This is a genomic window from Winogradskyella sp. 266wxhm (assembly GCF_058964685.1).
The window spans coordinates 603,445-626,493 of the sequence record NZ_CM179559.1 but is presented as its reverse complement, the minus strand read 5'-3'; the positions used below and the strand labels follow the sequence as shown (position 1 = coordinate 626,493).

Sequence of the window (23,049 nt, the reverse complement as noted above, 5' to 3'; positions counted from 1 at the left end):
CTCTAAATAGAGATTAAAAAAATGTTAGATGTTAATTTCCAGTTGGTTATTGATGATATCGTCAAAAGTCTCACGTTTTCTAATCAGGTGAGGTTTTTTATTATGAATGAGTACTTCGGCAGGTCTGTAGCGCGAATTGTAATTGCTAGACATTGAATAACAGTAAGCTCCAGCATTTTTGAAACAAAGAATATCACCTTCAGTAATTTCAGAAATACGTCTGTTGCTTGCAAAAGTATCGGTCTCGCATATGTAACCTACAACTGAATAAAAACGTTCACGACCTGTTGGGTTAGATATATTTATTATTTCGTGTTGAGAGCCATAAAGCATAGGTCTAATTAAATGATTAAAACCAGAATCTACTTGAGCAAAAACAGTTGAGGTGGTTTGTTTTACAACGTTGACTTTTACCAAAAACACACCAGCTTCGCTCACCAAGAATTTACCAGGCTCAAAAGCTAAAGTTAAATCTTTACCATATTCTTTACAGAATTCATTAAAACGTTTTGAGAGTTTACTACCAAGTTCTTCAATATTTGTTTCAATATCTCCAGTTTTGTATGGTACTTTGAAGCCCGAACCAAAATCAATAAACTCTAAGTCCTTGAAGTTTTTGGCAGTTTCAAATAAAATTTCACTAGCATATAAAAAGACATCAATATCTAAAATGTCGCTACCAGTATGCATGTGAATACCATTAATATTCATTTTTGTATTCTCAACAATACGAAGCAAAAGTGGAATTTGATGTATTGAAATACCAAACTTACTATCAATATGTCCAACAGAAATGTTAGTGTTGCCACCAGCCATCACATGAGGGTTTATACGAATACAAACAGGAATATTAGGATGTTTTGTACCAAATTGTTCTAAAATGGAAAGGTTATCTATATTAATTTGAACACCAAGTTTCGCAACGTTTTCTATCTCTTCAAGTGATACTCCATTAGGAGTGTAGATGATGTTTTCAGGCTTAAAACCAGCTTTTAAACCCAATTGTACTTCTTGTATAGAAACGGTGTCTATTCCAGAGCCTAGACTATTAAATAGTTTTAATACAGAAATATTAGAAAGTGCTTTTACAGCATAATTTATCTTTAGTTTTTTTACTTTGCTAAAAGCGCTGGTCAAACGTTGATATTGCGATACAATTTTTTCAGAGTCGTAAACATATACTGGACTTCCAAAGTCTTTAGCGATTTGTAAAAGTTGCTTGTTCATTCTAGATTTTTTTTCAAATATATTTTTTTAGAGTCATTATAAAATGAATACCACAGAATATTTCACATATTAAACAATATGTTATATAATTAACAATTTGAGATTGTCTTTAAAATTAGGGGATTTAATAATTAAATATTAGCGTAAGTAAATACGATTAATTATTTTTGTGTCATTAATATTTCGGTCTAAATTTTTCCGAAGAGCAATCAAAAATTTCTGATAAAAAATGAATTTACACGAATATCAAGGAAAAGAATTACTAAGTAGTTTTGGCGTACGTATCCAACGTGGTATTGTTGCTAAAAATGCAAAAGAGGCTGTTGATGCAGCAAAACAATTAACATCGGAAACTGGCACTAGCTGGCATGTTATTAAAGCTCAGGTTCATGCTGGTGGACGTGGAAAAGGTGGTGGTGTAAAGCTTGCCAAAAACCTTCAAGAAGTTGAAGAAATCGCAGGACAAATCATTGGAATGAATTTGGTAACTCCACAAACCTCTGCTGAAGGGAAAAAAGTACACCAAGTATTAATCGCAGAAGATGTATATTATCCAGGTGATAGTGAGCCAGAAGAATATTACATGTCTGTTTTACTTAATCGTGGTACGGGTAAAAACATGATTATGTATTCTACCGAAGGTGGTATGGATATTGAAACTGTAGCTGAAGAAACACCTCACTTAATCTTTACTGAAGAAATTGATCCTGCAATTGGAATTTTACCATTCCAAGCACGTCGTGTAGCTTTTAATTTAGGATTATCTGGTACAGCTTTTAAAGAAATGACAAAGTTTGTTACTGCTTTATATACAGCATACACAAAATCTGATGCTTCTCTTTTTGAAATCAATCCCGTTTTAAAAACAAGTGATGATAAAATCATGGCAGTAGATTCTAAAGTAACTTTAGACGCTAATGCTTTATACAGACATAGAGATTTAGCTGAAATGCGTGATTTACGTGAAGAGAACCCAATTGAAGTTGAAGCAGGTTCTTTAGGCTTAAACTACGTAGATTTAGATGGAAACGTTGGGTGTATGGTTAACGGAGCTGGTTTAGCAATGGCAACCATGGATTTAATTAAGCAAGCAGGTGGTGAGCCAGCTAACTTCTTAGATGTTGGTGGTACTGCTGATGCGGCTAGAGTAGAGGCTGCTTTCAAGATTATTCTTAAAGATCCTAATGTAAAAGCTATTTTAATTAACATTTTTGGTGGTATTGTACGTTGTGATAGAGTAGCGCAAGGTGTTATTGATGCTTATAAAAATATGGGTAACATTGAAGTGCCAATTATTGTACGTTTACAAGGAACAAATGCAGATGTAGCTAAAGACTTAATTGATAATTCTGGCTTAGATGTATTAAGTGCAACAGAATTTAAAGAAGCTGCGGATAAAGTACAAGAAGTACTTAGCTAATAAGCTTTAATAATATAAATAAAAAAGAGCAACTTAATCGTTGCTCTTTTTTTGTTTAGGGTTGTTGTTTTTCTTTGGCATTGGCCCTCTTAGATGAATAATTAAACCGTTGAGGAAATTTCTCAATATTTGATCACCACATTCTACATATTTAGGATGATCTTCTCTTCTAAAGAAAGCATTAAGTTCACTTTTAGAAATTCTAAAATCTACTAACGCCAGTATTTTTACAATATCGTCATCACGAAGTTTGTGTGCAACACGTAGCTTTTTAAATATATCGTTATTAGTCATAATTATTTTTTTATTTCTATTAATAGGACAAAGTTAATACAACCATTGATAAGCTTCACCAAAATAAGCAGACCAAAATGTTTCATTGTGTTTACCTCCTTCAACAATATTACTTTTGATGTTTTTATTTTTAACTCCTTTAAGATTTAATAAAGCTGTCATTTTCTCAAGATCTTTAACCATGTCTTCGCTTTCATTGGTTCCCGCTAAAAAATAGAATTTTGAACTTTTAGGAATCTCTGTAGATTTCACAAAATCATAAATTTCAGGGTTAATCCAGAATGATGGTGAGAAAACACCTGCCTTACCAAAAACTTCAGGATATTTAATAACACCATAAAATGATATAAGTCCACCTAAAGAAGAACCAAAAAGTGTAGTATATTCTGCTTCAGGTTTTGTTCTGTAAGATTGATCAATATGTGGTTTTAATGTGTTTTTGATGAAATTCATATAAGCATTACCATTACCTCCTCCATGTTTTTCATGTTTATAAGGAGTAAGTTCTTCTATACGTTTTTCATTGCCATGCTCTATGCCAACAATGATACTTTCATTATTGGCTAGGCCACCTAAATATTCATCAACTTGCCATTCTCCAGCATAGGCACTTTCAGCATCAAACAAATTTTGTGCATCATGCATATAAATCACAGGAAATCGCGTTTTAGAATTTTCGTAATTTTTAGGTAAATAAATCCATATGGTTTTATCTGTATGAAGTTCAGGTGAATCTATGTTTATTTTTATAACTTGTTTAGAGGCAGTAGTTTGACTGTTTATTTTTGTAAGAAATATCAATACTATTAATAAATGAAAATACTTCAATTTCATGCAGTTATAAGTGTCGAAGTTTGACAAACGTTTAAAATTACCGACTAAATACAGCCAACTTTTCGACAAGATACATTATATCAACGACAATAAATTAAACAACCTCTTTAACTTTACACTATAAATAATTCCCTCAAGATTATGATTAACCGTGCTGAAAAATTGAGCCTACTTTCCGAGATGATCGCATTCGCTCAGACAGATGATAATATTAGAGCCATTGAATATAATTTCTTATTTAGTATAGCCAAGCAATTGGAAATTTCTAAAGAAGATTTTGAATACCTTTTTAAACATCCTGTAACTTATGTTCATTTAAAGTCCCACAGTGAACGTATTGTACAGTTCCATAGATTAGTTTTATTAATGAACTTAGACCATAAAGTTGCACCAAAACAATTGGTAAAGATTCATAATTTTGGTCTAAGAATGGGATTGAGCCATGAGTCTATTAATAGAGTTTTAGATCTAATGGATAGTTTTCCTAATAAAATTGTGCCACCCGACTTTTTGATTGATATCTTTAAGGTTCAGTATAATTAAATAATGTTTAACTGATGAAGCGTTTATTTGTTTAATCGTTTCTTTAAGTTGTTTATGGTCTCATTAGATTGTTAGTTACACTAAACACTAAACACTAAACACTAAACACTAAACACTAATCACTTTACTTTCAGTTTCTCCAATTTTTCCTGATAGGCAGTAATTTCGTCTCTGAATTTTGCAGCTTCCATAAAGTCGAGCGCTTTTGCAGCTTGTTCCATTTGCTTACGTTTTTCTCGTATTTTCTTTTCAAGCTGAGCTTTTGTTAGGTATTCACTCTCTGGTTCTGCAGCAATTTTAGCATCCAATTCCGTTCTGTAAGTACTGACCGAATTTTTAGCTAAGGCACTATCTAAACTTTTATTTAAAGCCTTTGGGGTAATATTGTTCTTAGTGTTGTATGCGATTTGCTTTTCACGTCTATAGTTGGTCTCATCTATAGTTTGTTGCATGCTATTTGTAATTTTATCTGCATACATTATAGCTTTTCCATTGAGGTTTCTTGCAGCTCTACCGACCGTTTGCGTCAATGATCTATTAGAGCGAAGGAAGCCTTCTTTATCAGCATCTAGTATGGCAACTAAAGACACTTCGGGTAAATCTAGGCCTTCACGAAGTAAATTAACACCGACCAAAACATCAAATAGCCCTTTTCGTAAATCTTGCATAATTTCAACACGTTCTAAAGTGTCTACATCACTATGAATGTAGCGACAACGAATAGAAATACGCGTTAAATATTTCACTAACTCTTCTGCCATACGCTTTGTAAGTGTTGTAACTAGAGTACGCTCGTCCTTTTCAACTCTATTCTGAATTTCTTCTATTAAGTCATCAATTTGATTCAAACTAGGGCGAACTTCAATAATAGGATCCAATAAACCTGTTGGTCTAATCACTTGCTCCACATAAACACCATCTGTCTTTTGCATTTCATAATCTGCAGGAGTTGCGGATACATAAATAACTTGATTTTGAAGTGCTTCAAACTCTTCAAATTTTAAAGGTCTATTATCCATAGCAGCAGGTAGACGGAAACCATAATCTACAAGATTTACCTTTCTGCTTCGGTCACCACCATACATAGCATGAACTTGAGAAATAGTCACGTGACTTTCATCTACAACCATTAAATAATCGTCTGGGAAATAATCCAACAAACAGAATGGTCTTGTCCCAGGCGCTCTTCCATCTAAATATCTTGAATAGTTTTCAATACCAGAACAGTAGCCAAGTTCCCGAATCATTTCAAGGTCAAATTCTGTACGTTCTTTAAGACGTTTTGCTTCAAGATGTTTACCAATTTCCTTAAAATAATCATGTTGTTTTACTAAATCATCTTGAATATTTTTAATGGCACCATTGAGTACATCAGGTGACGTTACAAACATATTGGCAGGATAGATGTTCAAACGGTCGTAGCGTTCTATAACTTCATTAGAATGCGCATCAAAAGCCTCAATTTCTTCAATTTCATCACCAAAAAAGTGAATTCTAAAAGCATGATCTGCATAACCAGGAAATACGTCAACCGTATCTCCTTTTATTCTGAAATTTCCGTTTTTAAAATCGGCTTCAGTCCTCGAATACAAACTTTGAACGAGTTGATGTAATAGTTTTGTTCTTGAAATGACCTGGTCGCGTTCTAAAGTGATTACATTTTTCTGAAACTCTACTGGGTTACCGATACCATACAAGCAAGATACTGAGGCAACAACCAAGACATCTCTTCGGCCAGAAAGTAGGGAAGAGGTGGTGCTGAGACGCATCTTTTCAATCTCTTCATTGATAGATAAATCCTTTTCTATATAAACACCAGAAACAGGAATATAAGCTTCAGGTTGATAGTAATCGTAGTAGGAAACAAAATATTCAACAGCATTATCAGGAAAAAACTGTTTGAACTCAGAATACAATTGAGCTGCAAGCGTTTTATTATGAGCCAAAACCAATGTTGGTCGTTGTACTTCTTGTATAACATTGGCAACGGTAAATGTTTTACCAGAGCCGGTTACACCAAGTAGGGTTTGGTACTTTTCATTGCTTTCAATTCCACCAGCCAATTTTTTTATAGCTTGTGGTTGATCTCCTGTAGGTTTGAATTCTGATTCTATTTTAAAGCGCATACAGCAAAGTTACGATAATTGCTTCATAAAAAAGATTAGCGCTTTAATGCAAAATGATTAACTATAGTTTTACCATTATGAAATTTTACGCTGAACCAATAATCATCACTGGGTAATTTTTTGCCATGGTATGAGCCATCCCAAACAAGATTTGATGAAGAAAGTACTGTAATAAGTTTTCCGTAACGGTTATAGATTTCTATAGTTTGTATTTCACTCAATTGTTCATCGTTACCGATAACTCTCCAAGTTTCATTATCATTATCACCGTTAGGTGTGAAAAATTTAGGAAAACCAAGTACAGAAATTGTTTGTTCTATAATTCCGCAACCATTAAGGTCTTTAATGTAAACGGTATGAAAACCTTCTGTTACACCGTAAAAGATATTACTATCTTGATAGGCGCCTTCACTATCGTCAAGTGCATATTGATAAATACCTTCTCCAGAAGTGATAATTTCCACAAAATTGTTAGGATACATTCCTGAATAACTCACATCATCAATGATTGCTGTACTAGACGGATTCACATTTATAGTTCTACTAGAAGAACAACCATCTGTATTAGTCACTATAACAGTATAAGTACCTGTTTCGTTGATTTCTATGAAAGAAGTATCTGTTCCGGTTGGATTCCCATTGAGTAACCACTCGTAATAATAGTTGTTAGGTATATCATTAGCAACACCACCATAAAGTGTAATGGTTTCAGGATAGCTGTTGATACAATATATAGTAGTGGCATCACTTTCAAGAATTGGAGGATCTAAAACATTGAGGTTTGCTGTAGTAATACTGTAACATTGACTATTGCTTTCAACTTTTACATAAATAGTTTGTGAGTAGGCTGATGTGTTTTCAAAACTAATCGGTAGCACGTTAACTTCGTTTAAGGCATCTTCTTCAGTCTGGTAATAAGTGACATTTGCACCTGTAGGAATTTGAGCTATTATAGAAGTTTCAATTTCATTAAGATTAAATGTTGCAAAACCATCAAAATCATCACTATCACAAGCATCTAATTGAGGAATGTTCAATGTATTGTTAGAGGTTTGTAACTCTAAGCTAGCTATATCAAAACAGTTGTTGCTATTTACTACTCTTGCAAAAACAATTTGCATAGGATAATCATTCTGAAACTCATTAGGGTTAGTGATAGGATTGCTATTGTCCAACGCTTCATTCTCGGTTAAAAAGAAGTCGGAAACAGATAAGGTATTGTCATTACTCGTTAGGTTAGAAATAGCATCGTAAAGATTAAAAGTTGTAAGACCATCTTCATTAGAATCACACTCAATAAGAACATTGTCATTTGCTACAGGTAAATCAGCATATTCTATAATAACATCTCCGTAAGAGATACAGCCGTTAGCATAATTAACCTCTACACTGTAATTTCCTGGTTCTGTAACGGTAAATGTGTCGCAAGATCCACAGCCTGTAGATACGCCTTGTACTAAATTGCCATTTCTATACCATTCGTATGTGTTTTGCCCAGGTTGGGAAGCACTCAGTTCTAAAGTTTCACCTTCACAAAGTGCATTATTATTTATTAATAGTCGATCTGGACCTAAATCAGTAGATAGTTCAAAACTTGCAGCTTCTAAAAAAACAGCAGAATCATATCTGTAATTTTGTTCATCAGCGATAACCAATTTTACATGATAGGTTGCGTTTGGTGTTACATTGGCAGTTGCTGTTAAAACTGTAGTTTGCCCATTGAAATTTATAGGTGTATTACCGTAATTATAGTTACCAAAATAAGTTTCGTTTTGCGGTGGACAAGCCCCAGGCACACCAGGTGTAACTGTTGTAACTTTTACAGGTGTGTAAGTATTAGGTACTAAAGCAATATTTTGATATTGGCCTCCACCAGAAACGGGACGGATTAAAAAGCCAAATAAATCTGAATACTGACAACTATTGGCATTACCTTCTTGATATTCTTCAGAAGCAAAAATATATCTAAAGCTAATTTGTGAAGCAATTGAAGTGAAATCGAATTCTAAAATAGTAGCATTTATAGTATTGTTTTCGTTTAGAGCCGTTTCTAAATCAACATCTCCTTGCCAATTCGGTGCATCATCATCACTAAGAGAGTTATTAGGGCCAGGTACATTTTGAAGCCTTCCTGTACTTAAAACTAAGCCACTTTGAAAAGGGAATGAAGTTCCGCTAGCATCAAAATAGCCATAACTTTGATCAGAGCCATTAAAGTCTCCACCATATACATTTGTTACAACTACATTTTCTATACAATCACTATCAATGAGGATGTCTTCAATAAGTTGTTGAGGAGTATAAGTTTGACTATCTACTGAAATACCTTGACTATAACTAAATAGTTGAAATAACAGTATTACAGCTATTAACGTTCTTTTCATTTTCTTTTTTAAGGGATTGCAAAGATACGTATCTAACCCTTATTGAAAATGCAACGAGATGTTAAAAAAGATGTTGGGTTATCTTCTCAAGGTAAAATGTCCTTTTACTTCAAATGAAATATTGTTTCGTTGAACATTTGCAACATACCAATAATCGCTAGTAGGCATTTTTACACCATTATAATAGCCATCCCAACCAGGTGTATTAGAGGTTAGCCTTTTGATAAATTTACCATAACGGTCAAAAATATCAATAGTAGTTCCTGGTAAGGTTTCTACACCAACGATATGCCAAGTATCAAAAGCTCCATCGTTATTAGGGGTGAAGAACTTAGGAATATCTACCACTAAAACTTCTTTAGTAACATTAGAACAACCGTTTAAATCTATAATTGTTACTGTATGATAACCCATTGCCACGTTATAAAAAACATTAGATTCCTGTGGCTCCAAATCGTCTAGTTGATAAAGATAATCACCAATACCGCTTATCGTAACAGTGATATTATTTGGGTCAGAGAAATCTAAAATTTCAGTAACTTCAATACTCGCAGATTCAGATTCTGTAACTCCAAAAACCCTAGTGTTCTCACATCCAAACTCACTAGTTACAGTAACCCAATAAGAACCTATTTCTGTGATTTCTATTTCTGGTGTTGTTTGTCCTGTAGACCATAAATAGGTGTCATTTGGATTATTTGTATTTGCAGAAACCAATAACGGTAAGTTATCTAAACAAATAACTTGATCCTCTATATCTATTACTGGAAGTGGATTAACAAAGACCGAGAATTGTGATATATCGTAACACCCCGTCATGTTGTTTTCAACTCTAGCATAAATAACTTCTGTGTCAAACGCCATATAATTAGTCTCTAAAGCAGAGTTTGCTTCTTGAGCTTGCAATTCACTATTATGATATGTTACAGTATAATTACTTGAACTTTGAGACCCTAATATGTCAGCGTCTTGTTGAGATAGATCAAACTCTAAAATACCATCAAAATTATCATCACAGTCAATTAAGTCATTGGCTTGGTTTGCAATCGGTAATGGATTTACAACTAAATCAAATTCATAATAAGTAGAACAGTGAGTTGTACTGTATTCAGTTCTTACAAATAAGGTTTCTTGATTTGAAGAGTAAGTGTAATTTGTATCTAAAGCATTTTCATTTGCTATGGCATCTGCTTCGGTAGCAAAGTAGCTATATAAAACATTAAAATTAGTATCCCTTGCTATCTCGTTAATCTCAGATAAATCAACTGTATTGCTTTCATTTTCACAAACATTGTAAACTTCGAAATCATTGATTAATGGTGGTTGATTTACAACTAGTTCAATAGGTAAGGTAATATAACAATTAGATACCGTATTTGTAACTTTAAAGAAAACCGTCTGAGGGTTTGATGTGTTGTTAAAACTTTCAGGGTTAGTGATTTCATTTACATTAGCTTCAGAATCTTCCCAAGTTAAATAATAGTCAATAACAATATCTTCTTGTCTAACATCTAAAATATTAGTTTCAGCTTGAGTAATATCAAAAGTTAAAACACCGTCAGTATCATCGTCACATTCAACTATTGGCTCTGGAGCAGTTACTTCAGGAACTAAAATAACATTGATAACGAATGAAGTTATAGAATTACAAATTGTACCATTATCTATTTGGACGTATATTTCTTGAGGGTTTACCGTATTTGTAAACTCTGTTGGAAGTGCGTTTGTACTATTTCTAGCATCTTCTTCAGTAGCATAAAATGTTACATTTTGAATGTCTGGAATTCCTTGAGAAACTTCAGCAATTTTCGAAGAAAGGTCAAATGTTTCAGAACCATCATTTGAAAAATCATCACAAACAAATATGTCTGTTGGTTCGTTATATAGTGGGTTTGTACCTACTTCAATAGTAAATGAAGATGTTGTGTAACAAGATTCGTCAGAGATGTTATCTATTCTTACATATATCTGTTGTGGGTTGCTAACATTCTCGTAAACACTAGTTTTGTCAATAGCATTCACTTTATTGTCTGCATCGGCTTGCGTAAGATAGTAAGACACCTCTTTTCCTGTTTGCCCATCTAGAGCCTCGTCATCTTTAAGTTCAAAAACAAATTCTCCGATACCGTCGGTTTCGTCTTCACAGAAATTATATTCGTTTACATAGTTAGATAAATCACCAATATAAGGTAATGTGTTTACGATAATACTAAGTTCTTCTGTAGTGTGACAACCTGTAATAGTATTTTCTATACGCATATAAACAATCTCGGTTTGTGCATTATAATTAGATGTGTTAGATATAACATTTGCAGCTGTGTCAGCATCTTCTTGCGTGTTATAGAATGTAACATTTCTGTCCGGAGTAGAAAGAATAGAATTTGGTATACTATTAAACAAATTCACAATAGAAAATCCATCCATGTCCGCGTCACATATAATTATTTCTTCTGGTGATTCTCCAAGAGGTGCAGGTAAAACGGTAACCTCAAATGAGTTTACTGAAGAACAATTTGTTTGAGGAAGCCTTATCCTTGGATAAAGTGTAAATGTAGATGATTCATTAGTGTAAGAACCTTGTATAGCATTTTGATTATTAAGTGCATCTTCTTCTGTTAAAAAGTATTTTACCTGAAAACCATTTTGACCATCAGTTATAATATCATTGAACTGAGTTAAATCAATAGTTGTAATTCCGTCTTGATCTTCATCACAAACAGTTAAGTTACCTACGGATTCAAACTCAATGATAGGAAATAATACTAATTCTATTTCAGCATCTTCACTACAAGTTGAATTTTCTAGAGTAATATATATAGTCTGAGGATTTGATAAATTAGTGTACGGTGAAGAAGTATCAATAGCATTTACTTGATTGGCTCTGTCCGTTTCAGACTCATAATATGTGATGGTAACATCTGGAACATTATTAATTATCCCAACCGAAATATTTTCAAAATCAAACTCTTCTACACCATCATCTCCTTCGTCACAAGCATTAACATCTCTAATGTTTGTAGCAGTCAATAATAAATTTGTATGAATTTCAAATGAAGCAATTGAAGGACAACCAGTAGCGTTGCTTACAACTCTTACGTATAGTGTTTGTTCTTCAGTATCTACGTTTTGATAGTTGTTTTCATCAGCAATGGGATTAGCTCCTGAAAGCGCGTCTTCTTCAGAAGTGTGAAAAGTTACTGTTACACCTGTTACACCTTGTAGAACATCTGGCGTAATAGAAGTAAGATCAAAACTAGCAAAGCCGTCATGGTCTACATCACAGGCATCAATGTATAAATCTTCAGTATTAATATCAGGGTTTTCTAATACCGTTATGCTTAAGCTTGTTGTACTATTACAGCCAGTTTCAGGGTCTTCTACACTAACGAACAGTTGCTCATTTGCGTTAGTATTAACGTAAGGCATAGGGATAGCGTTTGTGCCAGCTTCAGCGTCCGATGCACTTGTGTGGTATGTAACGATAAGATTTGTTTGTCCATTTGTTATCTCGTCATCTTTCAGAGAGTTTAAGTCAATCGAAGCGGTACCACTTGATTCTTGGCCACTACATATTTCTAAAGGTGTAGGATCTGTTATAGAAGGTAAAGGATTAACTACTAAATCTATAAATGAATACGCTAAACAGCCATTGTCAATATCTTCAATTCTGACATGGATAGTTTGTGGACTTGAGGTATTTTGTATTGGTGCTGTTATAGGGTTTACATTGTTTAAAGCATCAAGGCTAGTGTAGTGGTATGAAAATGTATAATTTGAAGCAGGAACAGATGCCAAAACTTCAGAATCTTTGGTCGATAAGTCAAAAAATTCTACACCATCAGCGCTACTGTCATCACATAAAACATAATCATCTATAGGTTCTGCAGTTTGTGTAGAACTTAAACTAATATTCACTTCATCTTCAATAACACAAGAAGATCCAGCTAAAGGAATTTCTACTTCTATTCTATAAGTACCAGATAGTACTGCTGTATAATCGGGTAGAGTAGCAGAAGGAATTAAAACATCGTTTAAATACCAAGAGTATGTTGCATCAGGGTTTTGGATATCTCCATTTAAGTCTGCACTTGTAGCACAAGTTGTAATGTCTTCTCCTAAATTAACAGAAGCATTAAAACTATTACCTTCTATAAATACAGCTGAGTCATAGTTTTCATCATTTTGATCTGCTATAACCAACTTAATTTGGTATTGTACATTTGGTTGTATAGATGCTGTAGCAGACATTACTGTTGTTCTACCATTATAGTTGGTGTCACCCAAGTTATAACCTTCAAAGTACTCACCATTAGAAGCTTCACAAAATCCTATAATATCATCATGAACAGTATTGGTATTTACTGGAGTTGAAGTTCCTGGTACTAAAGCGATATTGGTATAAGGATCTGAAGATCCTGCTTCACGTATTAAAAAAGCAAAACCATCAGAATAATCACAAGGGAAATTTCCGTAATATTCTTCTGAGGCCAAAATGTAGTTAAATTGAATTTGATTTGAAATAGAAACGAAATTAAACTCTATAGATGTAGCATTTAATGTTCCTGAAATTCCAAGAGCAGTTTCTAAATCTGCATCTGTGGTCCAAGTATCATCACCATCGTTAAGAACTGTATTGTTAAGACCGTTTCCAGATGCGTAAGCATTTCCTGTTGTTAATACAATACCATTTTCAAAAGGAAAGTTTGATGATCCTTTTTCAAAGTAGCCAAAGCTACCTAGACCAATAGAACTTCCATTATAAGGAGACGAAATGTCTGAGACTTCGACACAACCTTGTATTAATGTATTTTGAATTAAATCTTGAGCGGTTACTGTATTGTCAACAGTGATTTGCTGAGAGAACAAAGCGCTGCTAAAAATGCATAAAAATAAGCAGAGGGAACGGTTAACGTATTTCATTAGTAGGTTAAGTTTTTAATACTTAGGTTAGTATAGTTTTGGGTCTGACACTAACACGTACTTAGTTTAGGGGCGAAAAGTAAAGGTGTTTATGATGAAATGCAAAAAAACAAGATGAAATACGCTAAACATTAACATAATGAAAGAAAAAACCTACCTTAAAATCAAAAAAGACCCCATTTTGAGGTCTTTTTCATCCCAAATTGAATTCTAAGACTTAGGTAAAGAATACCGAAAGCCCCTTAACCTGAAACTCAATATTTTAATGTTTTCTATGTAGTTTTTTAATTAACCTAACTAAACAAAAGTTTAATAGCCAAATGGCTAATGAGGGAGAGTTTTATTTATAGAGGGAGAATGTCATAGGCATACTATAACGAAAGTAAAGCTAACTAGAGAATGTCAAAACAACAAAAAAATAAGATGAATGGACTAAAATTTTAACATATTTAATAATTTACATATACCCAACCTACAAATGGTCTGTAATTCGGGTCGTTTAAATTTAAGATATAAAAGTAAGTACCAACAGGTACTATATTACCGTGGTTACCCAACCCTTTATTAATTTCTCCTTGCCATGGTTTGTCATTGTTTCCTGAGAAAATAATATCACCATACCTGTTATAAATTTCTAATTGATGTTCTGTAAATACGTCATAGAGCCCTTGAATATTAAACCAATCGTTATAGCTGTCATTATTTGGTGAGAAACCTTCTGGAATTAATGGAGGACAATTTTCAATAGTTAGATTAAACTGAAAAATCTCGTAGCAAGGAGCACTTTCTAATCTTACATAAATGGTTTGAGGATTAGTTGTGTTATTAAAATTACTCGGGATTAAAATTTCATTATTATAATCCTCCAAATCCTCAATAGATTGGTAAAAAGTAATGTCTTCATTAGAAAAGTCAATACTTGTTATAGCTTCAAATAGATTATATGTTGAAGTTTCAAAACCTTCATTACAACCTATAAGGTTAGGAAGTGTAATTATATCTGGTATTGTCAATAACTCAATGTTCACAATATCAGTGTTGTTATTTTCATTAGTTTCTGTAATAACTCCTGACATGGTTCCGTCATCATCTACTGCTGCTACAATTGTTAGGTTAGGGTTAGTGTTTTCAGGAATGGTTACACTAACAGAATTACTTTCACTTCCATTGATTGGAATTTCATTGATAGTAGCCGATTGACCGATTAAAATTCCATCTACATAAAAGGAAATAGGTGTATTTGCTGGTAGTGCATCAGTACTATTAAAATTATTAATTGTAAAAGAGAGCTGAACAGTATTGTCACCACAATCAACACTATAATTGTCAACAATAATAGTAGCATCTGGTAATTGACTGTTTAGTACTGTTATAATATTATTAATCATTACGAAATCTTGACCAGATGTTAATGTTATGCTTGCAGAAGTGTCACCAATATTGATGTTGTTTTGAATATTATAAACATCAATATCCATGTTATATAAGTCAGTAGCACCTGTAAAACTATTTGTTCCATTAAAAGCATTATTAGCTGGATTTAATGGGAAATTACTAATAACATTACCATTTATGGCTAATTGTTCGTTTACAGCTAAGGAACTATCTCCTTCCCAAGCTATAAAACCTATCTTGGCATTTTCATTATCAAGAACATTAAGGTTATCTAAAGTAATACTTAGAAATGTAGGGACACTTTGCAGACCATCATAAACATTCAATTGATTTAAGGGTAAGCTTGTGTCTTCATAGATGATGGTCATTGCCCAGCCTCCAAAATTTGTTCCGGTATCACAATAAGATGAATTTAGAACAGCAGTTAAATCAAAATCTGATACAGTATAGTTTGTGTTTCCTTGATCTAAAATTATATCTGTAACATCTGCAAATGCAGCAAAAAATACACGAGCACTATCAAGAGCGTCATTAAATGTGCGTTCAGCAGTTACAGATTCACCGTTTAATGTAATATCAAAGTCACCATTTCCTGAACCTGCCCAATAAAGGAAAGCGGCAACAACATTCTGATTACTATTTAAGCTGAGTGAAGCAGAAGAAGATGTTAATATAGTGCATGGTCCGTTGGTACCATTTTCAGTTGTATTTAGAGTATTACCAATAGCATGGTAATCATATCTTCCGTTAAATTGTTGAAATAACGAAATATCCTGAGCTGATGACTGAAAAAAAAGACCAAATAGTAAGAGAAACTGTATGTACTTGATTTTTTTCAATGGGTTGGTTTAGATGAAGTCTAAATTACAATTTTTGCTTAGCGCTTCAAAGCAAAATGACTTGTAAAAGTTCTGCCATCCTCTAGAGTTACCTTAAACCAATAGTCATTGCTAGGCATTTTTTTACCGTTGTACATTCCGTCCCATCCAGGTCCTAAAGGATCTAATTGGGTAAGAAGCTTACCGTAACGGTCAAAGATATAAATTATTGAATTTTGTTGGAACTGATTAGAAATCCCATAGACTTGCCAAAAATCGTTTATAGTATCGTTGTTTGGTGTAAAAAACTTAGGAAATCCAATTACCGAGACGAGTTCTTCGGCAATACCACAGTTATTTTTATCTCTAACAAAAACTGTATAAAAACCAGGTTCTACGTTTTCAAAAATAGGACTGTCTTGATAAGGTCCGTTTACATTATCAAGGGCATATTCGTAATCTCCTTCACCAGTAACAAACACTGATATAGAATTATTTGAAGAGGCATCAACGATTTCTATGTTTTCAATAGTGGCAATGTTAGAGGGTAGTACATTAATAGTTCTATCTTTAAAACAACCATTTGTATTTGTTACTCTAACAGTATAAGTACCTGTTTCATTAACTTCGATAGTTGAAGTATTTTCACCTGTAGACCATGAGTAAAGATAATTGTTAGCCAGATCTTCTTGAATGCCTCCGTCTAAAACAATAGTTTCAGGGAAAAAATTGAGACAGTAAAGTGTTTCGTTTTCTGTTTCAATATTAGGAAGCTCAAAAACTCGAAGTTCTATTTCACTAATGCCAAAACAAGCATTGGCATTTTCAACACGAGCATATATAGTCTGGTTATAAGCTATAGAATTGGTAAAAGAAGAAGTTAAAGGGAAGGTTTCGAGCAGTGCATCCTCATAAGTTTCGTAATATTGAAGATCTAGTCCAACGGGAGCACCAGCCAGAACAATAGCGTCGGATTGCGAAAGATCAAAGTTCATAAAACCATCTTCAGTGCCATCGGTATCACAGAGTTCTAGAGTAGCATTGTTAATTGAAGTAGTACTGATTTCCAAAGAAATTTCACTAAAATTAACACAATCGGTAGTAGTGTTGGTTACTCTAGTATAAATTATTTGTGGGGTGAAAAAGTTATCGAAAGCTTCTGGGTTGGTCAATTCGTTAATATCATTTTGTGCATTGTCTTCCGATAGATAATATTTAACTTCTGAATTTGTGTTACCATTTGTCACTTCTTCTTCATGAGCCAAAATATTGAATGTAGTAAAGCCTTCTGGAATACCATCTTCATCACATTGAATTATTGATATATCATTAGCTATAGGCGCATCATTAATAGTAATTTCAAAGCTTTGGGTGCTGTAGCAATCAGTACTTTCTGAATTTTCTATTCTAACAACTATTGTATCGTTAAAAGGGGAGGATGTATTGGTATAACTCAAAGGAAGTGAAGATATATTATCATCTGCATCTTCCTGTGAACTGTGAAAACTAACTTCTGCATTTTCTTGGCTTCCTGCAATTGCTGGAATAAGAACATTTAAATCTATTGTAGCAATACCGTCCATGGCATCACCTTCATTATCACAGAATTCAATATCATTCAATTGTACAATTTGTGGTGTACTATAAACTTCAAGTTGAAAACTGTTAACATCAAAACAGTTGGTGTTTTCTACATTATCAACCCTTACATATATAGTCTGTGGGTTTTCAATATTGGTGTAAGGAAAAACAATTTCATTTTCTAAATTATTGGCATCATCAAGACTTTCAAAATAACGAACATTATGTTCGGCAGGATCTTGACTTAATAAAGCTTCGGAATTTTTAGAAGAAAAATCGAACGTAGAAATACCGTCATGTATGTCACCATCACAAACATTAACATTGGCTAAATTATTTGCTACAGGTATTTCATAGACACCAACAACTGCACTTCCTATAATTGGACAATCCCCATTGTTAGGCTCAATGTAGACTTCATAAAATCCAGGTGTATCAACAAATAATTCGTGAGAGTCCTCAGCTAATGGATTACCATCAAATGTCCAAAAATAATCTGCAGTTGCTATGTCATCTGCTTGAAGTGTGTAGCTGTCTCCAGTACAAAGTCGAAGCTCAGTTGTGCTTAAATCATTTCTGATGATATCAATCTCAGAATTAAATAAAGATTGAATGAAGGGAGGTAGACCTATCTGACTTAAATTTTGGTTAAGCCCAGTAACATCTAACAGAATGCCCTGCGCATCATAGTTTGCAGCAGTTCCATTAGCTTCAGGATTATGAATGATTCCTAAAAATCGATTAGATCCGTCTGCAGCTGTAAAACTTAGTTGAGCTCTATATATTTTCCTATCTGCTGCAAGTTGAAGCGCACCAGCACTAGTGGTGCTAGAACTATGAATAATTTGCATAGAAGAAGGAATGTCGCTACTCTCTAAATCCCATTGTACAACTTGGCTCGCACCATTTCCAGCTGCTCCTAATCCTATTGTAGCGTAAGCTTTTCTATTTTCAGCAGAAAATTCTACACCGTACGGACTATCGCCATTTGCAGTACCATAGAGTTCTATACCATTAGAAACAATTCCAGTACTGTTATCAAAATCATATAAGTGAACACTTCCGGCAGCATCACCTGCAGTTACAGTAGCTTCACCCATATGAGCAACAATTATTTTTGATCCATCAGGAGAAGCTTTAAGATACCCTAAAGCATTGCGACGGTATCCAGAAATAGGAATATTTGGTGCAACAGTTGAAATTACTGGATTAGGATCTACACCATTAGCATCTATTTTAAAAGCATAAAATGAACTGGTAAAATGTGTAATCACCCAGAAAGAAGAACAATCTTCTGCCCTAACAGCTGTGATTTTTTCGGCACATTTAAACTTTACTTCTTCAGGGTTAGTTGTATCATAAGTTACTAAATGGACATTTTTTTCTATAGGATCTACATCTCCTAGACCACCGTTTAGCGTCATATCCACTAAAGAATAATTAAAGCCATTGTTGAAGCCGTCATCTTGACTGGGAACGGACCCACCACTATCATAAAATCCAGTGAACTGATTTGGATGAACAGCTGCATTTTGATGATGAGGCTCGTCAACAGTAAAAATGTAATATTTTGTTGGGTCGTCTGGTTTTGGGACTATAAGCCCAGAAGACGTACTTGATGGATCGCCTAGTAAACCAGTTCCACCAAAATAATTTCCGTTAGCCATAATTTGATGATTGCGATTCCAAACAGTTCTACCATCTGTATAAAGCATTAAATCACCATTAGCATCAGATATGGAAGTACAACCTTCTAGAGTACTTATTTGCCCATCGGTTAAAGCAGTAACATTACCTGTGTCAGCATCAAATCGTAAACCTGCATTTTGTCCAAAATACCAATAAGCGGCTTCATTCTGCGCAAAAATAGGGGTACAAATAATAAGTGAAAGAAGCGTAAAGTATATCTTTTTCATAACGATTTTGGCTAATAGCAAACACATTTGTTTAGCTATATAACAACTAAAACTTGAAAATTCCTCAGTTAATGTTGTAAGAAAATAGCAATCGCTTTAAAGATATTATAAATCTCGCTTTTTTAATAATCTGTACGATAAAAAGATAAATATAGCAGTCCAACCAAGTACGATAGCTATTTCGTACCAATGCACGGCATAATCATAAGCAATATCTGTTTTTTCAGGAAACTTAGTCATTATAATTCGCTGTATAGGTTGGTCTATTAGCTTGTACATCGATTCTAATGGCATAAAGTTTTTTACTTGAAAAGCTTTATCTGCGCTATCAAAAATTTCGTAAGCTCCCCAAAATACTAGCCATTCAACAATATATAATACAAACAGGAATGCTAATGCAAAAGCAGAGCGTTTTAATAACATTCCAAAAAATAGACATAAACTGAAAAAGCCTACTAACTTCATAAAATAGGCTAATAAAAACTCAACTTCCCTGAAAATAATTGAAGCTTCTGTATAACTTGAATAGTAAAGTCCGATTAAAAATGTAGCTATTCCGATAAGAAGTGTAGCACATATTGAAAAGAAAACAATCGTATAAAACTTAGATAGAATAAATTCTTTTTTGCTTAAGCCGTCAATAAGATTCTGTTTAAGAGTTTTGTTACTGTACTCATTACCAATCATACTTACTACTACAATGGCAAAGAAAAATTTAAAATATGAAGCGAAAAATGTAGTTATATGCCAAATTATTGGAAAATTAAAAATTCCAAGTTCTCCTAATTCTAAAGTGAAAAAACCGAAAAAGTTAATTTTTATAGAGGATAATACTAAAACTGTAAATGGTAAAATAAATGATATAAAAATCAGGACTTTACTTGTGCGGTTAAGCCAAAGTTTTTGTAATTCTAATTGTATAAGACGTAACATAATTGGATTGGATTGGTAATTCTGAAATTACTAGAATTATTGTTTTTGATTGATTTTAGTTAAGGTTGTCGGTAAGTTGTAAAAACTGTTCCTCTAAGCTTTCTTTTCGTTTTACAAGATGTGAAAGCACAATGCCCTTTTCAAACATCAACCTATTAAATTCTGAAGCAGACATTGGTTCGTTTAAAAATGCTGTTATGAGTTCACCTTCTACTTTTATTTTTCCGAAATCTGAATTATCCTCTAATAATTTAAGGAGCTCATCATGTTTTTCAGTTTTTAATTCAAAGAAACCATAACTGTTTATCATCTCGTCAACACGGCCAGAATACAGTTTTTCACCTTTTCGTAAAACCACAACATGAGAACATACTTTTTCAACTTCATCTAATAAATGAGAGGCTAAAAGTATGGTAGTGCCGTCTGCAGCAATATCCTTAATAATCTGGCGAATTTGATGAATACCCTGAGGGTCTAGACCATTAGTAGGTTCATCCAAAATTAAAATTTCAGGATCATTAAGTAGAGCAGAGGCAATGGCTAAACGTTGCTTCATACCAAGAGAATAGGTTTTAAACTTATGGTCTTTTCGGTCTAATAGACCAACAACTTCTAATTTTTCAGCAATTTTACTATGGTCAACTCCTTTTATCTTACAAACGAGTTTTAGGTTTTGCTCGGCTGTCATGTAAGGGTAAAAGTTTGGGCGTTCTATAATAGCACCAACACGTTTTAAAGCATCATGCGTAGTGGTATTACCATCAAACCAATGGAAGTTTCCGTTTGTTTTGTTAACGACATTAAGTACAATACCTAAAGTTGTGGATTTACCACTGCCATTAGGGCCCAAAATGCCATAGACATTACCTTTATTGATGGTGAAACTTAAGTCTTTTACGGCTGTTAAATAGCCGAATTTTTTCGTAAGATTATTGATTGTAAGGATTGGCTCCAAAATAAAAATAGATTGATTAGTTAAAAATATGACGAACTAATTCTGTTATTGTTACATCATAAAAGTAGAAAAGATTATTTTAGATATGAATTTACTGTTATGGAAGATTTAAAAATTTCAAAAAAGAAGCCTTCTTATCCAATAAGCGAAAAGCTGCACAACTATCTACAAGTCTATAATAGAAACATTAGACTGCCAATATTTTATGATGATTTATTGCGTTTTCAAGGCTCGGTTGTTGTGTACGATAAAAATGATGAAGATACACTTTGGGTTAGGGTTTATTACAATGAATTTGAACGTGAAGAAATCGATTTAAGCCTAAAACGTGTCTATTCCATATTAATATCAGATGGTAACGAGCATATTTTTAAATACCTGAGTGTTGATGCTATTGATTACTGTACGTTCGGAAATTCAAAACCTTTCCGAGTAAAAGTTAGGAATATTCTGAATGATAACTACACCTATTTTTATGTAAAAAAAGCTGATGCTTCACGTGTATATGGGTTGGAGTTGGAGCATATGTTATCTCCTTATAATCTTAACTTTTTGGTGTATAAGGATACTTTAATAGAAGAACATATTGCTGGGATTCCTGGTGATGAGTTTATAAAGAATATGTTGCCAGAGTGCAGTCCTTCAGAAAAATCTCAAATTGCCAAAGAGTTTGTGAAGTTTAATGAGCGTTGTATGATTAGACTTTTGGGAGATATGCGATCTTACAACTACGTGATTGTGCCAACACACGATTTTGACCATGTGGTTTTTAAAATCAGGGCTATAGATTTTGATCAACAGAGTTATGAAGGAAAGCTTAAAATATATCGACCTCAATTTTTTAAGGAAAACTTTAAAATGGTTGAGCTAGTGCGTGAAAAAATTCAAAAAGAGTCCATAGATCAGTATAAAATTGAGGAACGCTCTATTGTAGCACGTCGTATGATTAGTTATCACGATAGAATTACAGAGTTGATAGATTGTATGGAGGATGACGTTATTTCTATACCAAAACATATAGAAATGCTGAAGGAAGAAATATATAATTATACTAACGATCTTGAATTTAGACGTAGTAAGAATATGGGAGCGGTACTAAAAAATGCCTTAGATTTCGTGAGACGAAATTACCAAGGCATTAATATGAAAAATTTCTTTTAGTTTCTATTAGTTCCAGTTTTCATCAAAATCTAAACTATCATAGTCGTCGATGTCTAGATCGTCATCAAACTCATTGAATGCATCGTCATCATCAGCTTCAAAAGATTTATCTGGAGCTTCATCAGGAATTTGCCCGTGTACAAACATTAAGTTTGGATAGTCTGTACCTTGGGCTTCTTCTACAATTTCAGCAAGTTCAACATAAAATGTCCACATACTTAAAAAATCGTAAACGTATATCAATTTAGGTGAAGCTTCATGCACAATATCTTTAATGATGGTTTCATTCATCATTTTTACTTCATTTCCAGCTTCACTCATGTCCATCATAGCGATTTCCTCACCTTGATTCCATTCGTCATCACTTATATAAAAAGAAGCCATTTCCATACCATCAAAACCAAAAGATTGAGTAATGATGTTGTGAAGGTCTTCCATTGTATCGGTTTCACGGATTTCTAAATCACGAAAAACGTCGTCTTCTGTATCGTTATCTAGTATAACTCTAAATCTGTATATCATGCTGCAAATTTAATTGAAAT

The 23,049-nt window shown here is 33.5% G+C and carries 14 protein-coding genes; 3 read left to right on the top strand and 11 right to left on the bottom strand.

What is annotated here, in order from left to right:
- Nucleotides 1-24: 24 nt before the first annotated feature.
- Complete coding sequence (gene lysA, locus AC2H4K_RS02915; RefSeq protein ID WP_281138207.1) at nucleotides 25-1,227, bottom strand: diaminopimelate decarboxylase; 1,203 nt, start codon at nucleotides 1,225-1,227, stop codon at nucleotides 25-27.
- Nucleotides 1,228-1,456: 229 nt separating this feature from the next.
- Here lysA and sucC point away from each other — a divergent pair, with 229 nt between their 5' ends.
- Complete coding sequence (gene sucC, locus AC2H4K_RS02910) at nucleotides 1,457-2,647, top strand: ADP-forming succinate--CoA ligase subunit beta (RefSeq protein ID WP_281138206.1); 1,191 nt, start codon at nucleotides 1,457-1,459, stop codon at nucleotides 2,645-2,647.
- A 33-nt stretch (nucleotides 2,648-2,680) separates the two neighbouring features.
- Here the strand turns inward: sucC and AC2H4K_RS02905 are convergent, their stop codons facing one another.
- Complete coding sequence (locus AC2H4K_RS02905; protein ID WP_281138205.1) at nucleotides 2,681-2,941, bottom strand: DUF1456 family protein; 261 nt, start codon at nucleotides 2,939-2,941, stop codon at nucleotides 2,681-2,683.
- Nucleotides 2,942-2,974: 33 nt separating this feature from the next.
- Nucleotides 2,975-3,775, bottom strand: coding sequence for an alpha/beta hydrolase (locus tag AC2H4K_RS02900; RefSeq protein WP_281138204.1), 801 nt, complete (start codon nucleotides 3,773-3,775; stop codon nucleotides 2,975-2,977).
- A gap of 141 nt (nucleotides 3,776-3,916) precedes the next feature.
- Between AC2H4K_RS02900 and AC2H4K_RS02895 the strand changes: the two genes are divergently transcribed.
- Nucleotides 3,917-4,318, top strand: a complete 402-nt coding sequence (locus AC2H4K_RS02895) for a TerB family tellurite resistance protein (protein ID WP_281138203.1) — start codon at nucleotides 3,917-3,919, stop codon at nucleotides 4,316-4,318.
- A gap of 119 nt (nucleotides 4,319-4,437) precedes the next feature.
- Here the strand turns inward: AC2H4K_RS02895 and uvrB are convergent, their stop codons facing one another.
- From uvrB to AC2H4K_RS02860, 7 genes are all read right to left on the bottom strand, one after another.
- Nucleotides 4,438-6,444, bottom strand: a complete 2,007-nt coding sequence (uvrB, locus tag AC2H4K_RS02890) for an excinuclease ABC subunit UvrB (protein WP_281138202.1) — start codon at nucleotides 6,442-6,444, stop codon at nucleotides 4,438-4,440.
- Nucleotides 6,445-6,479: 35 nt separating this feature from the next.
- A complete protein-coding gene (locus AC2H4K_RS02885; protein WP_281138201.1) occupies nucleotides 6,480-8,828 on the bottom strand; it encodes a T9SS type B sorting domain-containing protein in 2,349 nt (782 codons plus the stop codon).
- A gap of 78 nt (nucleotides 8,829-8,906) precedes the next feature.
- A complete protein-coding gene (locus tag AC2H4K_RS02880; RefSeq protein ID WP_493742804.1) occupies nucleotides 8,907-13,748 on the bottom strand; it encodes a T9SS type B sorting domain-containing protein in 4,842 nt (1,613 codons plus the stop codon).
- Nucleotides 13,749-14,197: 449 nt separating this feature from the next.
- Nucleotides 14,198-15,982: a T9SS type B sorting domain-containing protein gene (locus tag AC2H4K_RS02875; RefSeq protein ID WP_281138199.1), complete on the bottom strand. Its 1,785-nt coding sequence runs from the start codon at nucleotides 15,980-15,982 to the stop codon at nucleotides 14,198-14,200.
- 38 nt (nucleotides 15,983-16,020) lie between these two features.
- Complete coding sequence (locus AC2H4K_RS02870) at nucleotides 16,021-19,458, bottom strand: T9SS type B sorting domain-containing protein (protein ID WP_281138198.1); 3,438 nt, start codon at nucleotides 19,456-19,458, stop codon at nucleotides 16,021-16,023.
- Nucleotides 19,459-19,563: 105 nt separating this feature from the next.
- Entirely contained in the window at nucleotides 19,564-20,391 is an 828-nt protein-coding gene (locus AC2H4K_RS02865; protein ID WP_281138197.1) for an ABC transporter permease, read from the bottom strand.
- A 55-nt stretch (nucleotides 20,392-20,446) separates the two neighbouring features.
- Nucleotides 20,447-21,346 carry an ABC transporter ATP-binding protein gene (locus AC2H4K_RS02860; RefSeq protein ID WP_281138196.1) on the bottom strand — a complete coding sequence of 300 codons (900 nt, stop codon included), beginning with the start codon at nucleotides 21,344-21,346 and terminating at the stop codon, nucleotides 20,447-20,449.
- 99 nt (nucleotides 21,347-21,445) lie between these two features.
- Between AC2H4K_RS02860 and AC2H4K_RS02855 the strand changes: the two genes are divergently transcribed.
- Nucleotides 21,446-22,507 (top strand): hypothetical protein, encoded by a 1,062-nt coding sequence (locus AC2H4K_RS02855; protein WP_493742803.1) that lies wholly within the window; start codon nucleotides 21,446-21,448, stop codon nucleotides 22,505-22,507.
- A gap of 6 nt (nucleotides 22,508-22,513) precedes the next feature.
- Here AC2H4K_RS02855 and AC2H4K_RS02850 read toward each other — a convergent pair whose 3' ends face one another.
- The gene (locus tag AC2H4K_RS02850; protein WP_493742802.1) at nucleotides 22,514-23,029 is read right to left on the bottom strand and encodes an IS1096 element passenger TnpR family protein; all 516 of its coding nucleotides are present in this window, start codon (nucleotides 23,027-23,029) and stop codon (nucleotides 22,514-22,516) included.
- Nucleotides 23,030-23,049 lie beyond the last annotated feature (20 nt).

Bases quoted from the DNA above. Each gene is read 5' to 3' on its own strand.
- AC2H4K_RS02865 (WP_281138197.1), bottom strand. From the start codon at position 20,391: ATGTTACGTCTTATACAATTAGAATTACAAAAACTTTGGCTTAACCGC.
- AC2H4K_RS02855 (WP_493742803.1), top strand. From the start codon at position 21,446: ATGGAAGATTTAAAAATTTCAAAAAAGAAGCCTTCTTATCCAATAAGC.
- sucC (WP_281138206.1), top strand. From the start codon at position 1,457: ATGAATTTACACGAATATCAAGGAAAAGAATTACTAAGTAGTTTTGGC.
- lysA (WP_281138207.1), bottom strand. From the start codon at position 1,227: ATGAACAAGCAACTTTTACAAATCGCTAAAGACTTTGGAAGTCCAGTA.
- AC2H4K_RS02885 (WP_281138201.1), bottom strand. From the start codon at position 8,828: ATGAAAAGAACGTTAATAGCTGTAATACTGTTATTTCAACTATTTAGT.
- uvrB (WP_281138202.1), bottom strand. From the start codon at position 6,444: ATGCGCTTTAAAATAGAATCAGAATTCAAACCTACAGGAGATCAACCA.
- AC2H4K_RS02850 (WP_493742802.1), bottom strand. From the start codon at position 23,029: ATGATATACAGATTTAGAGTTATACTAGATAACGATACAGAAGACGAC.
- AC2H4K_RS02895 (WP_281138203.1), top strand. From the start codon at position 3,917: ATGATTAACCGTGCTGAAAAATTGAGCCTACTTTCCGAGATGATCGCA.
- AC2H4K_RS02870 (WP_281138198.1), bottom strand. From the start codon at position 19,458: ATGAAAAAGATATACTTTACGCTTCTTTCACTTATTATTTGTACCCCT.
- AC2H4K_RS02905 (WP_281138205.1), bottom strand. From the start codon at position 2,941: ATGACTAATAACGATATATTTAAAAAGCTACGTGTTGCACACAAACTT.
- AC2H4K_RS02880 (WP_493742804.1), bottom strand. From the start codon at position 13,748: ATGAAATACGTTAACCGTTCCCTCTGCTTATTTTTATGCATTTTTAGC.
- AC2H4K_RS02900 (WP_281138204.1), bottom strand. From the start codon at position 3,775: ATGAAATTGAAGTATTTTCATTTATTAATAGTATTGATATTTCTTACA.